The organism is Pseudomonas sp. Marseille-Q8238, from assembly GCF_965111915.1.
In genome coordinates this window covers 1,225,926-1,240,320 of the sequence record NZ_CBCOPI010000001.1, presented here as the reverse complement: position 1 = coordinate 1,240,320, position 14,395 = coordinate 1,225,926, and the positions used below count along the sequence as shown (strand labels likewise).

The window sequence follows — 14,395 nt, the reverse complement described above, 5'->3', positions numbered from 1 at the left end:
CATCCTGGCATGGCCAGTGCTTTACTCTAGCGACAATTTTTTATCCGCCCGGAGCTCCTGCATGCCCATCCGAGAAATTCGTCACCCGCTGATCCGCCACAAGATCGGCCTGATGCGCCGTGCCGACATCAGCACCAAGAACTTCCGTGAGCTGGCCCAGGAGGTTGGCGCCCTGCTGACGTACGAGGCGACCAACGACCTGCCCCTGGAAAACTACGAGATCCAGGGCTGGGCCGGACCGGTGCAGGTGGAGAAGATCGCCGGCAAGAAAATTACCGTGGTACCGATTCTGCGCGCCGGCATCGGCATGCTCGACGGCGTGCTCAGCCTGATTCCCGGCGCCAAGGTCAGCGCCGTGGGCGTGGCGCGCAACGAGGAAACCCTGCAGGCCCACACCTACCTGGAAAAACTCGCCCCGGAAATCAACGAACGCCTGGCGCTGATCATCGACCCGATGCTCGCCACCGGCAATTCCATGGTCGCCACCATCGACCTGCTGAAAAAAGCCGGCTGCAAGGAAATCCGCGCCATGGTCCTGGTCGCCGCGCCGGAAGGGATCAAGGTGGTGAACGATGCGCACCCCGACGTGACCCTCTTCACCGCGTCCATCGACGAGCGCCTCAACGAACACGGCTACATCATTCCCGGGCTGGGCGATGCCGGCGACAAGATCTTCGGCACCAAGCAGAAGGATGCCTGATCCATGCAGGACGAATTCAATGACCCCCTCTGGCGCCAGGTGATATCCGGCGCGCAGATGCTGTTCGTCGCCTTCGGTGCACTGGTGCTGATGCCGCTGATCACCGGCATGGACCCCAACGTCGCACTGTTCACCGCCGGCGTCGGTACCCTGTTATTCCAGATTGCCACCGGCCGCCAGGTGCCGGTGTTCCTCGCCTCGAGCTTCGCCTTCATCGCCCCGATCATCGCCGCCAAGGGCGAGTTCGGCCTGCCGGCGGTACTCGGTGGCGTCGTCGCGGCGGGCTTCGTCTACACCTTCCTCGGCCTGGCAGTGAAGCTCAAAGGTCCGGGCTTCATCGACCGCATCCTGCCACCGGTGGTGATCGGCCCGGTGATCATCGCCATCGGCCTGGCCCTGTCGCCCGTGGCAGTGAACATGGCCATGGGCAAGAGCGGCGATGCCAGCACACAACTGGTGCCCTACGAGACGGCGATGTTCATTTCCATGCCGGCACTGGTCACCACCCTGCTGGTAGCCGTGCTCGGTCGCGGCCTGTTCCGCCTGGTGCCGATCCTTGCCGGCATCGCCGTGGGGTGCACCCTGGCCGCCTTCTTTGGCGTGATCGACACCAGCGGCATTGCCGCCGCGCCCTGGCTGGCGCTGCCCAACTTCGTCGCCCCGGAGTTCCACCTGGGCGCCATTCTCTACATGGTGCCCGTAGCCCTGGCGCCCGCTATCGAGCACATCGGTGGCGTCATCGCCGTCGGCACCGTCACCGGCAAGAACTTCGTGCGCAAACCCGGCCTGCACCGCACCCTGCTGGGCGACGGCCTGGCCACATCGGCCGCCGGCATGCTCGGTGGTCCGCCGAACACCACCTACGCCGAAGTGACCGGCGCCGTGATGCTGACCAAGAGCTTCAACCCCAAGGTGATGACCTGGGCGGCGGTGTTCGCCATTCTCCTGGCCTTCATCGGCAAGTTCGGCGCAGGCCTGCAGGCGATCCCGGTGCCGGTAATGGGCGGCATTCTCTGCCTGCTGTTCGGCTCCATCGCCGTGGTTGGCCTCAACACCCTGATCCGCCACCAGGTCGACCTGGCCGAGGCGCGCAACCTGATCATCGTCTCGGTCACCCTGGTCTTCGGCATCGGCGGCATGGTTATCGGCGGGCAGAGCTTCGCCCTCTCGGGTATATCCCTGTGCGCGATCAGTGCCCTGGTGCTCAACCTGCTGCTGCCCGGCGGCAGCGCCTGGCACAAGCACCCGCCGCTCGATCCGGAGATTTGAGCAAAAAGCTCGCGCACTGAAGACAGAGCCCCGCTGATGCGGGGCTTTTTATGGGCCATAGACTCTTGAACGCAAGGTGGATCACGCGCTATCGATTCACCAAGCGGGCTAGGTGACGCGACCCTGAACCTGACCGGGTCAACTTGATCGGCTGTGCTGTAGAGGTGGGGGAAAGGCTTCACGCACTTAAATGCCTATCGCCTCACTCTCATCAATGTGGCACCGCAATGGCAGATGAAAAAGCCATCCACCCCACGCCCGCCACCACACCACCCTGGCCTCTCCCGGCAGCACGCGCTATGGTCATCGACCTTTCGCATCACCTGGCCTGATCTCATGCTCGATACCCTCGCCCGCGTCTTCGGTTTCTCCCAGCTGCGCCCCGGCCAGGAGCGCGTGGTCAACGCCGTGCTCGGCGGGCGTTCGGCGGCGGCGATCTTCCCCACGGGCTCGGGCAAGTCGTTGTGCTACCAGTTGCCGGCCCTGCACCTGCCGCACCTGACGCTGGTGGTCTCGCCGCTGCTGGCGCTGATGCAGGACCAACTGGCCTTCCTCCATGCCCACGGCATCAGCGCCGCCAGCATCGACTCGGCGCAGAGCCGCGAGCAGGCGGCCGAGACCATGGCCAAGGCCAAATCCGGCGAGCTGAAGATCCTGATGATTTCGGTCGAACGCCTGAAGAACGAACGCTTTCGCAACTTCATCAGCCAGGTGCCGATCTCCCTGCTGGTGGTCGACGAGGCGCACTGCATCTCCGAGTGGGGGCACAACTTCCGCCCGGACTACCTCAAGCTGCCCGACTACCAGCGCCAGTTCGGCATTCCCCAGGTGCTGCTGCTCACCGCCACGGCGACGCCGCCGGTGATCGCCGACATGCAGAAGAAGTTCGCCATCGCAGCAGACGACGTGGTCACCACAGGGTTCTACCGCGCCAACCTCAACCTGCTGGTCGAGCCGGTGGCCGGGCGCGACAAACAACGCCGCCTGGTCGAGTGGCTGGGTGCCAAGGCCGGCCAGCCGAGCATCGTCTACGTCACCCAGCAGAAGACCGCCGAGCAGGTGGCCGAACAGCTCAGCCAGCGCAGCATCGCCGCCAGCGCCTACCACGCCGGCATGCCATTTGAGGCGCGCGAGGCGATCCAGCGCCAGTTCATGGATGGGCGGATCAACTGCATCGTCGCCACCATCGCCTTCGGCATGGGCATCGACAAGAGTGACATCCGCAACGTGGTGCACTTCGACCTGCCCAAGTCCATCGAGAACTACAGCCAGGAAATCGGCCGCGCCGGGCGTGACGGTCAGCCGTCCGACTGCCTGGTGCTGGCCAACCGCGACAGCCTCAATGTGCTGGAGAACTTCGTCTACGGCGACACCCCGGAGCTGGGCGGCATCCGTCGCGTACTCGACGAATTGCTGGCCAGTGCGCCAGACGGTCAGTGGGAACTGATGCTCAATCAGTTGTCCGAGCAGAGCAATATCCGCCAGTTGCCGCTTAAAACTCTGCTGGTACAACTGGAGCTGCGCGGCATCATCGCGCCGCGTTATGCCTATTTCGCCGAATACCGCTTCAAGTATCAGGTTGAACCCGAGGCGCTGCTGGGCAAATTCGAGGGCGAACGGCGACAATTCGTCGAGGCCATCGTCGCCACCTCGGCACGCGCACGGACCTGGTGCACGGTGGATTTCGACGCCCTGTACAACCAGCACCAGGCCGAGCGCAGCCGGGTGGTCAAGGCCCTGGATTTCTTCCAGGAGCGCGGCTGGATCGAGCTGGAAAGCAAGCAGATGACCGAGGTCTACGCGCTGCTTGACCCGAACTTCGATCCACAACTGCTAAGCGAAGAATTGCACGGCTACTTCAAACAGCAGGAAGCCAGCGAAATCCGTCGCATCCACGCCATGCTCGACCTGTTCGCCACCGACCAGTGCCTAAGCCAACGCCTGGCCGCCTACTTCGGCGACGCCAATGCACCGCAACGCTGCGGCCATTGCTCGGTGTGCCACGGCCAGGTTGCCCATCTGCCGTCGCCACCAGCGCTGCGCCCCCTGGCCGAACAGGATCTGCACGCGCTGTGCGCCACCTTCTCTCAGCGCCATGAGCAATACAGTGGCGAAGCACCGAGCAGCGAGTGCCTGACGCGCTTTCTCTGCGGCATCAGCGTGCCGCTGTTCACCAAGCTCAAGGCGCGGCAGATTGCCGGATTCGCCGCGCTCGAGGACTACCCCTACGCTGAGGTGCGCGACTGGGCTACGCAGGCCTGACACTGCATGGGCCGGTGATGGCACGCCTATCCAGTGAAGGCCTGCCGTCACTCACTTTAACGGCACCCGGTAAGCACGGTCCGAATCGATCTCGCCGACGCCACCGGGCGAACCCAGCAGCAACTGATCACCACGCTGCACCACGCTGCTGAAACTCGGCAGGTCGCTGCCTGGCGAAGCCTGCAAGGTTTCCAGTACGCGACCGTCGCCATCGAAGCGAAAGACATAGGGGTAGACCACCGGCTTGGTCAGCAACGCACGCGGCAGGCGTGCAGCGACCTTGCGCAGTTGTGGCCAGGGCGCCAACGCGTCGAGTACAGCCTTGCGCGGCGAGAAGAACGAACACCAGTAGCTGCCGTCCGGGGCAATGGACAGGTCACCGGGAAAGCCCGGCAGGTTGTCCAGCAGCACCTCGCGCTGGCCGGCGCGTTCACCACTCAGCCACAGGCGGGTGATCCGATAGGCGCCGGTTTCGGCGACCAGCAGGTAGGACTCATCCGGCGCCAGCACCACGCCGTTGGCGAATTCGAGGCCGTCGAGCAGCAACTCGATGCGGCCATCGGGGTGGCGTACGAAGACCCGGCCATCAGCGCTGTGCTCCAGCAACGCCAGCTTGTTGTCTGCCAGGCTCCAGCGGCTCGATGCATCGCTGAAGAACAGCCGTCCGTCACGGGCGATGAACACATCGTTGAGAAAGTTGAAGCGCTGTGTGGCCGTGCTCTGCACCACGACCCCCACCTCGCCCTGTGGCGACACGCGCCAGACCAGCGCCTTTTCCTCGTCGGCAGCGTAAAGGCTGCCGTCGACGGAGAAGTTCATCCCGACCGGGCGCCCCTCGATCTTGACGAAGGTCTCTGCCGCCTCTCCGGCTCGCCAGCGCACGATGCGGCCATCGCCGACACCGCTGTAGCGGCGGCCCTCAAGGTCTACCACCACGGTATCCGGGCCAGGCAAGCCGGATTGTTCCAGCACTGCACGATCCAGTCGCCCATTCGGCGCCCAGACGCCTTCAGCGGCCGGCACCGGTTGTGGTTGCCAGGCCACCGGTTGCAAAGCAGTCGGCCAGAACCACAGGTAGCCGAAGCCTGCGAGTACGATCAGCAACAGCAGCTTGCGCATGGCGATGTCTCTTGTCGTTGTTGTACCAGCAGCCTAATCCAGGCACGCGAACGGCGAACGTGCGCGACGCGCCAAAGCACTGACTTTGCCGCGCGCACCGCATCGACGAAGGCACTCACCTACTCGTTTTCCCGCCACGTCAGACCGGCTCCAAACACAGCCGGTTTGGTTACCGGATATTGCCCTGCCCTCCCCAAGACGGGCTGGACGGTCTATCACTGTCCAGTGCTCATCAACGTGGGAGAACGCTCGCCATGCACACGCGCCGCCGGTTCATTCAACACTCCACTGCCGCCGCCACCCTGGCCGCACTCGCGCCACTGCTGCCTACGCTGTCCTGGGCTGCGGACGGTAGCGGCCTGCTACGCCGCAAGATTCCGTCTACCGGCGAAGAACTCCCGGTAATCGGCCTGGGCACCTCACGCACGTTCGATGTCAGCCTGGACCCGAACGACCTAGCACCGTTACTGGAGGTCGTACGCACCCTGGCCAATGGCGGCGCCACGCTGGTCGACACCGCGCCCAGCTATGGCAATGCCGAACGGGTAACCGGCGCGCTCGCCGCCCAGGACAACCTGCGCGCCCGCCTGTTTCTCGCCAGCAAGGTCTCGTCCACGGGGCGCGAGGCTGGCCTGCGGCAAATCGAAGCCAGCTTCAAGGACCTGAAGACCGACAAGATCGACCTGATCCAGGTGCACAACCTGCAGGACACCAGCACCCAGCTGGCACTGCTGCGCGAACTCAAGGAACAGGGGCGCATCCGCTACATCGGCATCACCCACTACATCGATTCGGCCCATGACGATCTGCTACGTGCGCTGGAAAAGGACAAGGTCGACTTCGTCCAGCTCAACTATTCGGTGGGTGCACGCAATGCCGAGAAACGCCTGCTGCCGTTCTGCGCCGACCACGGCATCGCCACCCTGATCAATCGTCCGTTTCAGCGTGGCGAACTGTTCGCCAAGGTCAAGGACAAGCCGCTCCCCGGCTGGGCACAGGAGCTGGGCGCCACGTCCTGGGCACAAGTGATGCTCAAGTTCATCCTCGCCCATCCGGCGGTAACCGCGGTGATTCCTGCCACCTCGAAACCACGCTACATGACCGACAACCTGCTGGCCGGCCATGGGCAACTGCCCGATGCCCGGCAGCGCGAACGGATCATCGAGGTTTTCGCCTGAACCACGCGCGGGCACGTCGCTCTCCAGTGCCTGCGCGCTCTGCCCCGGATAAAACCGCCCCATGACACCACCGTTTTCGCCCCTCCATATCCTCACCCAGCGCCTGAGTCGAGCGATCGATGCCCGGCCTGGCGAATTGCTGCCTGCCCTTGGCGGCTTCGCCCTGTTCTTCTGCCTGTTCGCCGGGTACTTCATGTTGCGGCCGATCCGCGAGGCGATGGGCATCGCCGGTGGCGTCAACAACCTGCAGTGGCTGTTCACCGCAACGTTCGTGGTCATGCTGATCGCCGTGCCCCTGTTCGCCTGGCTCAATTCACGGGTACCGCGCATTCATTACATCGATTGGATATACGGTTTTTTCTGCCTCAACCTACTGGTCTTCGCTAGCGCGTTCGCCCTGCTCGACGACAACGTCTGGCTGGCACGGGTGTTCTATGTGTGGATCTCGGTCTACAACCTGTTCGTCGTCTCGGTCGCCTGGAGCCTGATGGCCGATGTATTCGACGCCCCGCAAGCCAGGCGCCTGTTCGCCTTTATCGCCGCAGGGGCCAGTGTCGGCGGCCTGAGCGGACCGGCCTTGAGTGCGCTCTTGATGGGGGCACTGGGCGAGGCCGGCCTGATGGTGCTGGCCGCCTTGCTGCTCGCCGCCGCCCTGTTGCTCAAGCATTACCTGATGGCCTGGCGCGAACGTGGCGGTGCTGGAAGGCCGGGCGCCCGGCAAACGGAAACACCACGCCGACCTGTTCCGGGCAACCCCTTCAGTGGCCTCACCCGAGTACTCGGGTCGCCCTACCTGCTCGGGGTTTCTGCATTCGTCGTGCTGCTGGCGACAGTCAGCACCTTTCTCTACTTCGAGCAGGCCCACCTGGTCGCCGAGCTGTTTCCCGAGCGCAGCGAGCAGGTGCGTGTGTTCAGTGCCATCGACTTCTGCGTACAGGCCGGTGCCCTGATCGCCCAGCTGTTCATCACCGGTCGGGTAGCCCAGCGGCTGGGCATACGGGTATTGCTGGCGGGCGTGCCGCTGCTGGTCTGCCTGGGGTTTATCGGGCTGGCGCTGGCGCCGACCTTCGCCATGCTCGCAGCGCTGATGATCGTGCGTCGCATCGGTGAGTACGCCTTCGTCCGCCCAGGACGAGAAATGCTTTTCGCCCCGCTCGATGCCGAGACGAAATACAAGGCCAAGAACTTCATCGACACCGTGGTCTATCGAGCCGGAGACGCCGTCAGCGGCTGGGCGAAAAGCCTGCTCGATCTGCTCGGCCAAGGCACGCTGCTGGTGGCCCTCGTGGGCGCGGCCTGTGCGGCGCTGTGGGGTTTGCTGGGCTGGTACCTGGGCGGCCGCGCTGATCGTAGTGCAGTGGACTCAGCAGGTGAGACGCCGCGCTAGATCAACTGTACTGCGAGCCCTCAGATCACGCGATCAGGGGCAGACCATCCGTCCGCCATTGGAGCACTGCTCCTTGTCGTCCACTGCCGCACTCTGCATCCGCACCGTGGCTTCGGCAGTCAGCACATAGCCACGACGACTGCGACATACATCGTCGTAGTTGGCGCTGGTGGTGCGCGACACATCACGGAAACTGGCTGGAGCCTTGTCAGTGTTGCCGCGATCAACAAACTTCGAGCTCGAGCTGAGCAGGTAATCGACCATCGGCACAATCAATTTCATGCAGTACTGCACACGGACTTTCAGCAGGTTGGCGTCCTGGATCGATACAGGGCTCTGCTGCATGGGCCGGAACATGAGATTGTCGTTGGGGATTGCCTGGCCGCTTTCGCCATCTCCGAGCGGGTCATCATGGGGCTCCGCCCATGCACTGAAAGCGGCGTTGTCCGGACTGACGCGGGTAATCAGCACGTAGTTGTCGATCTCTTCGGCCGTCTTTTCCAGCCGCGTGTCCTCATCCTGGTACTGGGAAAACATCGGATACATGCCGCGTAGCAGGCCACGGCGCATGTCAGCGTACTGGGCGTTGTTCATCGCACCGATGCGCGCGGCCTGGAAGGTGGCGTAGTTCAGGCCATTCTTCGCCGAGTAGATGAGAGCGGCCTGCACCGCACCGAAGATCAGCAGGATCAGTACCGGGATGATGATAAGAAACTCGACCATCGCCTGTGCACGCTGAGCACGCCGTTTCATCTCAAGGCTCCCGTCCGGCATCGCGGCTCGGCTGCTCCATGACATCGAGCAAGCGCTCGCCAAGCCCCAGGGCCCGATCGGCTTGAGGCTGCTGGGGATTCAGGGTCTTCTGCATCTCGGCCGCCGTGAACAGCGCCTCGCGCAGCTGCACCTGCAGCAGGTTATGCCAGGCCCGGGCGTGCTGAGGGTCACGCAAGAGCGCCTCGCGATAACTGCCGATAGCGCCCTGCACATCGCCCTGCCGGGCCAGGCTGTTGCCAAGTTGATAGCGCACGCCCGCATCGCTGGGCATAACCTTGGCCAAGCGACGGTACTGCTCGCTGGCCTGCTCGAAGCGGCCACTGGCGTAGTCCTGGTTGGCCGAATTCTGCAGGGCCACCAGATTGGATGTCGGAACCATGCCGGCGCAACCAGATAGCAGAAGGCTTGCGAGGGCGAGACTCAGGGTACGCATCTAAGACTGTCTCCAGGTTCTATATGCAGGCGCCGACATTCACCGGCAGCCAGTTCGACCACGCTGCGGGCACGCCAGCAGATGCTGAAGCGCCAGGGGCGCAGGTCGTTCCGTATTTGCAGGATGCGCTGCTCTGCATCCAGATAGAGCACGTCGATGGCAAAGCGCATGAAGCAGCAATGCACCGAATTACACGGGCTGATCCACAGGCCCTGGGCGGCAGGCAACCCGCGTCGCCCAAGCAGGCCACGCAGGCGCGTCCAGGGTGTTACCGCACGTTCCAGGTGCAGACGTGTGGGAACGCGCCCGTCAGCCCGATGGATTACCTGGGCATTCATGACTGGCCCATGAACTTGACCACGATGGGGAACAGCAGGATCACGAAGGTCAGCGGGAAGATGAACATGATAAGCGGGATGATCAGCTTCACCGGAGCCTGCATCGCGGTTTTCTCGGCTCGCTGGAAACGCTCTTCGAGGCGCTGTTGGGCCTGGATCTGCAAGGTGTTGCGCAAGCTGCTACCCATCTTCTCGGCCTGGATCACCGAGCGCACGAAGGTGGTCAGGTCCTTGAGGTTGACCCGCTCCTCCATGCGTTGTAGCGCCTCCGAGCGAGGCAGGCCGGAGCGGATATCACGCAGCACGATGCGGAACTCATTTTTCATCGCGCCATCGGGCCCCTTATCCACCGCCTGTTGCAGGGCACCGAGGAAGTTCAGGCCAGCGTCCACGCACATGGTCAGGTATTCGAGGAAGACCGGCAGGTTGCGGATGATGTCACGGTCGCGGCGCTTGTGCGTGTCGCTGATCCACATCATCGGCAACAGCGCGCCCATCGCCAGCATCACCAGCAACACCGACCAGATGATCCCGGACTTACCGGTTGCCATCGGCACCGCGGCGACCAGTGGAAAGAGCAGAGCCAGGGTGATGCAGAGAGCGAGAAAATCCTCGGCAGTGAGCACGTAGAGCGCACCGGTCTTCTGCAGTTTCTGGTCGAGGCGGTCCATGAAACGCGGCGGTACGTTGCTGCAGAAGAAGTGGCTGATCAGGCGTACCAGTGGCCAGATCGGCCTTACCCAGCCAGGCACCGGGTCCATGTAGGCACGGTTCTCTTCTGGCAGCAGCGATAGCAACCAGATGAAGATCAGCAAGGTGCAGGTGACGGCCATGCCAAGGCCGGCGCTGCTGAGAAGTGCGAGCAGTTCGGTCATTTAGGCGTCGATCCGGGTAATTCGTTTGATGGACATGAAGCCGAGGACTTCCATCACCACCATCACCGTCAGCACCATCAGGCCGTTGCGGGTGGTGTAGAGCTGGCTCATGGCTTCCGGCTCGATGGCACTGAGGATGCCGGCGAGAAACACCGGCAGCAGTGCCATGAAGGTGCCCTGGGCGCGGCCCTGGGCGGTCAGGCTGTCGATCTTGCCCTCCATTACTCGCTTGCGTCGCAGCATGGCAGCCATAGTATTGATGGTTTCCACCAGGTTGCCACCGACTTCACGGCTGATACGGATCGCCGAACTGGCCATGATGAACGACGGCATGGGGATGCGCTTCTCCAGTTTGAGCAGCGCATCTTCGAGCGTCACACCGAGGCGGATGTTCTTGATCAGCAGACCGAACTCCTGGGACAGCGGCGCGGGCGACTGCTGCACCACGTTCTCCAGCGCCATGGTCAGACTCGCCCCGGACTGCAGGCTGCTGGAGAGCATCATGAAGGCATCAGGAAGCTGCTCCTCAAACTTCTTCAGGCGCGCCTTGCTCATCTGCTTGAAGATCAGGCGTGGCACGAACAACGCCACCAGCGTCCCCGCGACTGTCACCACCAGTATCTGAAATAGCGCATGCAGGAACAGCGGCACCAGCACCAGCAACATCAGGTTGAGGATGAACAACTGCCGACCGTTGGCGAAGATGAACATGTCGGCCATCTCAAGCTCGGCATTGCGCGTGAACTGCTGGCGATAGAACGAGAAAAAGTCCGTCACCCGATCAGCGAGCAGCACGGCTGCGATCCCCACCGCTGCACCGAGCGCCGCCAGGCAGGCCAGCAGCAGCAGGTCACTCATAACGTCGCCCCCGCGCGGAAGATATCCAGGTTGACCGGGATACCGCGCTTGGCCAGCGCCTCGTAGAACTCGGGAACCTGGCCGGTGGCCTGGAAATGGCCCTTGACCCGGCCGTTCTCGTCAAAGCCGGTCTGCTGGAAGCGGAAGATCTCATTGAGCTGGATGGTGCTCTGCTCCATCCCGGTGATCTCGCTGATGCTGGTGATGCGCCGGGAACCATCGCCGAAACGGGTCTGCTGAACGATCAATTGCACCGCCGAGGCGATCTGCTCGCGAATAGCCTGCACCGGCAGGTCCATGCCGGCCATCAATACCATTACTTCGAGACGGCGCAGCATGTCGCGCGGGCTGTTGGCGTGACCGGTGGTCAACGATCCGTCGTGGCCGGTGTTCATCGCCTGCAGCATGTCCAGTGCCTCGCCGCCGCGGCACTCACCGACCACGATGCGGTCCGGACGCATACGCAGACAGTTGCGCACCAGATCGCGGATGGATACCTGACCCTTACCTTCCATGTTCGCCGGGCGTGCCTCCAGGGAAACCACGTGCGGCTGCACCAGTTTCAGCTCTGCGGCGTCCTCCACCGTGACCACCCGTTCCTCCACCGGAATGAAGTTGGACAAGATGTTGAGCAAGGTCGTCTTGCCCGAGCCGGTGCCGCCAGAAACCACCACGTTGAGCCGCTGCTCGACCGACGTACGCAGGAACTCGACCATCTGTGCGTTGATGGTGCCAAAGCGCATCAGATCATCGGTAGTCAGCTTCTTTTCGGAGAACTTACGAATGGTCAGACAGGGCCCGCGCAGCGCCAGTGGTGGAATGATGGCGTTGACCCGGGAACCGTCCTTCAGGCGCGCATCGACCATCGGCGAGCTTTCGTCGATACGCCGACCCAGCGGTGAGATGATCCGCTCAATGGTCGACAGCACCGCAGCGTTGGAGCTGAAGTTGATCGGCGTTTTCTCCAGCCGACCGGCACGTTCGACATAGATATCGTCGTGGGCGTTGACCATGATTTCACTGACCGAGCTGTCAGCCAGCAGGTCTTCCAGTGGGCCGAGACCAATCGCCTCATCAAGCACGATCTTGCGCAGGGTATCGGTATTCAACGCTGGCAGACGCCCACCGACTTGCTGGAGGATCTCGTCGATCAGCCCGGAGAGCGTGGTACGAACCTGCTCGTGGTCCATGCTGTCGAGATTCATCCGACGCAGGTCGAGGGCGCGGAACAGCTCGCCCTGAATGAACTGCGCCCACTCCATGTAGGCATGATGCAGGTCTGGCGCTACGTCCTCGGCCACGATGCTCTCACCCACAGTGAGCGGAGTGAGACTTTCCGGCTCGTCACTCTGCTGCGGATGCAGCGCACGCACCCGGACCAGGTAGCCGCCAATAGCGATGGCGTCCTCGGGAACCAGCGGACCGTGGCGCGCGACTACGCGCTCATTGACGCGTACCTCATAGCCCCGGCTGACGTCTTCGACGAACAGGCCCGCCATGGAATGTTCAATGCGCGCGTGAACCGGCGCGACCTTCCAGCCGCGCAGGCGGATCAACCCGCTGCGCGCGCGCCCCAGTTCGCAATAGGCGCTGGTGCAGGTCAGTTTTTCCAGCGGTTTGCCGTCGCGGTAAGTGACTTCGATCTCGAACATGGTGGCCTCAGTCGATCAGCTCAATGGCGCCGACATCCCGCCGGTAACGTTCGATCATCTTGTCCTGGCGCTTGAGCTCCTGGGCATTCACCGAGTCCGGCGCGTCGGTCAGCAGACGCGGCGTGATGAAGATCACCAGTTCGGTGCGGCTGCCTTTGAAACTCTTGTTGCGAAACAGCGCCCCAACGACTGGCAGATCCTTCAGCCAGACCAGGCCTTCGTTGGATATCTGGCTGTCCTCGGTTACCAGGCCGGAGAGCACCAGGGTTTCACCGATACGCAATTGCACGTCGTTTTCGGTGCGACGAGTCTTGAAAGCCGGGTATTCGCCCACCTGGTTGGCCTTGTCGAGTTGGCTGATCTCGGCCTGCACCTTGGTGGCGACCTGATCGCTGCCATATAGCTTGGGCTCGATGTTGAGCAAGATGCCGAAGTCCTTGTACTCCACCGAGGGGCCACTGATGCTGCTGGTCACCACGGGCACTTCGCCACCAACGGTCAGTTGCGCCTTGCCGCCACTGCGAGCGGACAGCCGTGGCGATGCCAGGGTCAACGCAGAGCCGTTCTTCTCCAGCAGGTTGATGCGCGATGTCAGCTCGCTGGCAATGCCCCAATAAGCATGGGAGCCAGCGCTACCGACCACCTGATTGAGGCCATCAAAGGTACCGCTTTGGCTGGGGAATTGACCGCGATACAGATTGTTGGTGGCCCCATCGGCGTTGAACGCCAGGGTCGGGCCGTTGATCGATGTGCTCCAGTTGACGCCGAGTTCCTCGACATCGTCCTTGGCAAACTCGGTGATGCGTACATCGAAATAGACCATCGGGGCGTCGTATTCGGACGTCAACTGAGCCAGCACCAACACATCGGGGTAGCTCTTCTTGACCAGTTCGATACGGTTCAGGTCGACCTGGTCCAGGCTGCCATCGATGACGATCTGCCGCCCCACTGCCCGGATAGTGATGCCAGGGATATGCCCGAGCATGGTCTGCACCTCGCTCAGGACCTCAAGCGCATCGGACTTGGCGGCGGCACCTGTCTGCTCCTCGGCAAGCACGATGATGTTGTCACCGTAGGGTTTGACGGCATCCTTGATCTGTACCAGTTGCTCAGCGCTAACCCGGCCATCGACCACGACCTGGCGGCCGACCGTACGCAAGCGCACACCCGGGATGCCAGATAGCATCGCGCGCAACTCCGGCAACTGGCGGTAGCCGTTGCCCTTGGCAACCACCACACTCACCTGCTCGCGGTGACCATCCTCGAACCAGAAATGCACGGTGGTTTCGCCGTCTTGTTGAGCGGTGATCACGACCTCTTCGTTCTTCAGCAAAGTGGCGCTGATCAAATCGATATTACCTACCGCGACCCGCTCGACACCGGGTGCCTTGATCACCCGCACGTCGCCGTCGTAGAGAACCAGCGAGGTTGGAAGTGTATTGGCCTGAACCGAGAGGCTCAGGCACAGGATTGCCAGCATTCCTACTAGAGATCGCATTGTGTTGTGCCCTGGTGTGGTCTTGCCTGTTCTCATCTTTTTCCCCATACCC

13 protein-coding genes are annotated in these 14,395 nt (G+C 62.8%); 5 read left to right on the top strand and 8 right to left on the bottom strand.

Features of this window, described 5'->3' with window-relative positions:
* The first annotated feature begins 61 nt into the window (after window positions 1–61).
* The 3 genes from upp to ACWPW0_RS05550 all read left to right on the top strand — a co-directional run bounded on the left by upp (window position 62) and on the right by ACWPW0_RS05550 (window position 4,231).
* Entirely contained in the window at window positions 62–700 is a 639-nt protein-coding gene (gene upp / locus ACWPW0_RS05560) for a uracil phosphoribosyltransferase (RefSeq protein ID WP_447589765.1), read from the top strand.
* 3 nt (window positions 701–703) lie between these two features.
* On the top strand, window positions 704–1,969 hold the full coding sequence (locus ACWPW0_RS05555; RefSeq protein ID WP_447589763.1) for a uracil-xanthine permease family protein: 1,266 nt from the start codon (window positions 704–706) through the stop codon (window positions 1,967–1,969).
* A 336-nt stretch (window positions 1,970–2,305) separates the two neighbouring features.
* Complete coding sequence (locus ACWPW0_RS05550) at window positions 2,306–4,231, top strand: RecQ family ATP-dependent DNA helicase (RefSeq protein ID WP_454254683.1); 1,926 nt, start codon at window positions 2,306–2,308, stop codon at window positions 4,229–4,231.
* 51 nt (window positions 4,232–4,282) lie between these two features.
* Here ACWPW0_RS05550 and ACWPW0_RS05545 read toward each other — a convergent pair whose 3' ends face one another.
* Complete coding sequence (locus ACWPW0_RS05545; RefSeq protein ID WP_454254682.1) at window positions 4,283–5,350, bottom strand: SMP-30/gluconolactonase/LRE family protein; 1,068 nt, start codon at window positions 5,348–5,350, stop codon at window positions 4,283–4,285.
* Window positions 5,351–5,604: 254 nt separating this feature from the next.
* Between ACWPW0_RS05545 and ACWPW0_RS05540 the strand changes: the two genes are divergently transcribed.
* Window positions 5,605–6,528, top strand: coding sequence for an aldo/keto reductase (locus ACWPW0_RS05540; RefSeq protein ID WP_454254681.1), 924 nt, complete (start codon window positions 5,605–5,607; stop codon window positions 6,526–6,528).
* Window positions 6,529–6,589: 61 nt separating this feature from the next.
* A complete protein-coding gene (locus ACWPW0_RS05535) occupies window positions 6,590–7,915 on the top strand; it encodes an NTP/NDP exchange transporter (RefSeq protein ID WP_454254680.1) in 1,326 nt (441 codons plus the stop codon).
* Between the two features lie 33 nt (window positions 7,916–7,948).
* Here ACWPW0_RS05535 and ACWPW0_RS05530 read toward each other — a convergent pair whose 3' ends face one another.
* From ACWPW0_RS05530 to ACWPW0_RS05500, 7 genes are read right to left on the bottom strand one after another with little or no spacing between them, the layout of a single operon-like run.
* Window positions 7,949–8,668: a TadE/TadG family type IV pilus assembly protein gene (locus tag ACWPW0_RS05530; protein ID WP_447589755.1), complete on the bottom strand. Its 720-nt coding sequence runs from the start codon at window positions 8,666–8,668 to the stop codon at window positions 7,949–7,951.
* 1 nt (window position 8,669) lies between these two features.
* The gene (locus ACWPW0_RS05525) at window positions 8,670–9,068 is read right to left on the bottom strand and encodes a tetratricopeptide repeat protein (RefSeq protein WP_454254679.1); all 399 of its coding nucleotides are present in this window, start codon (window positions 9,066–9,068) and stop codon (window positions 8,670–8,672) included.
* A gap of 41 nt (window positions 9,069–9,109) precedes the next feature.
* Entirely contained in the window at window positions 9,110–9,460 is a 351-nt protein-coding gene (locus ACWPW0_RS05520; protein WP_447589752.1) for a DUF192 domain-containing protein, read from the bottom strand.
* On the bottom strand, window positions 9,457–10,335 hold the full coding sequence (locus ACWPW0_RS05515) for a type II secretion system F family protein (RefSeq protein ID WP_454254678.1): 879 nt from the start codon (window positions 10,333–10,335) through the stop codon (window positions 9,457–9,459). The genes ACWPW0_RS05520 and ACWPW0_RS05515 overlap by 4 nt, the downstream gene beginning before the upstream one ends.
* Window positions 10,336–11,193: a type II secretion system F family protein gene (locus tag ACWPW0_RS05510; protein WP_447589749.1), complete on the bottom strand. Its 858-nt coding sequence runs from the start codon at window positions 11,191–11,193 to the stop codon at window positions 10,336–10,338. It lies immediately after the preceding gene.
* Window positions 11,190–12,845, bottom strand: a complete 1,656-nt coding sequence (locus tag ACWPW0_RS05505; RefSeq protein WP_447589747.1) for an ATPase, T2SS/T4P/T4SS family — start codon at window positions 12,843–12,845, stop codon at window positions 11,190–11,192. The genes ACWPW0_RS05510 and ACWPW0_RS05505 overlap by 4 nt, the downstream gene beginning before the upstream one ends.
* A gap of 7 nt (window positions 12,846–12,852) precedes the next feature.
* Window positions 12,853–14,343 (bottom strand): type II and III secretion system protein family protein, encoded by a 1,491-nt coding sequence (locus ACWPW0_RS05500; RefSeq protein WP_454254677.1) that lies wholly within the window; start codon window positions 14,341–14,343, stop codon window positions 12,853–12,855.
* Between the last annotated feature and the right edge of the window lie 52 nt (window positions 14,344–14,395).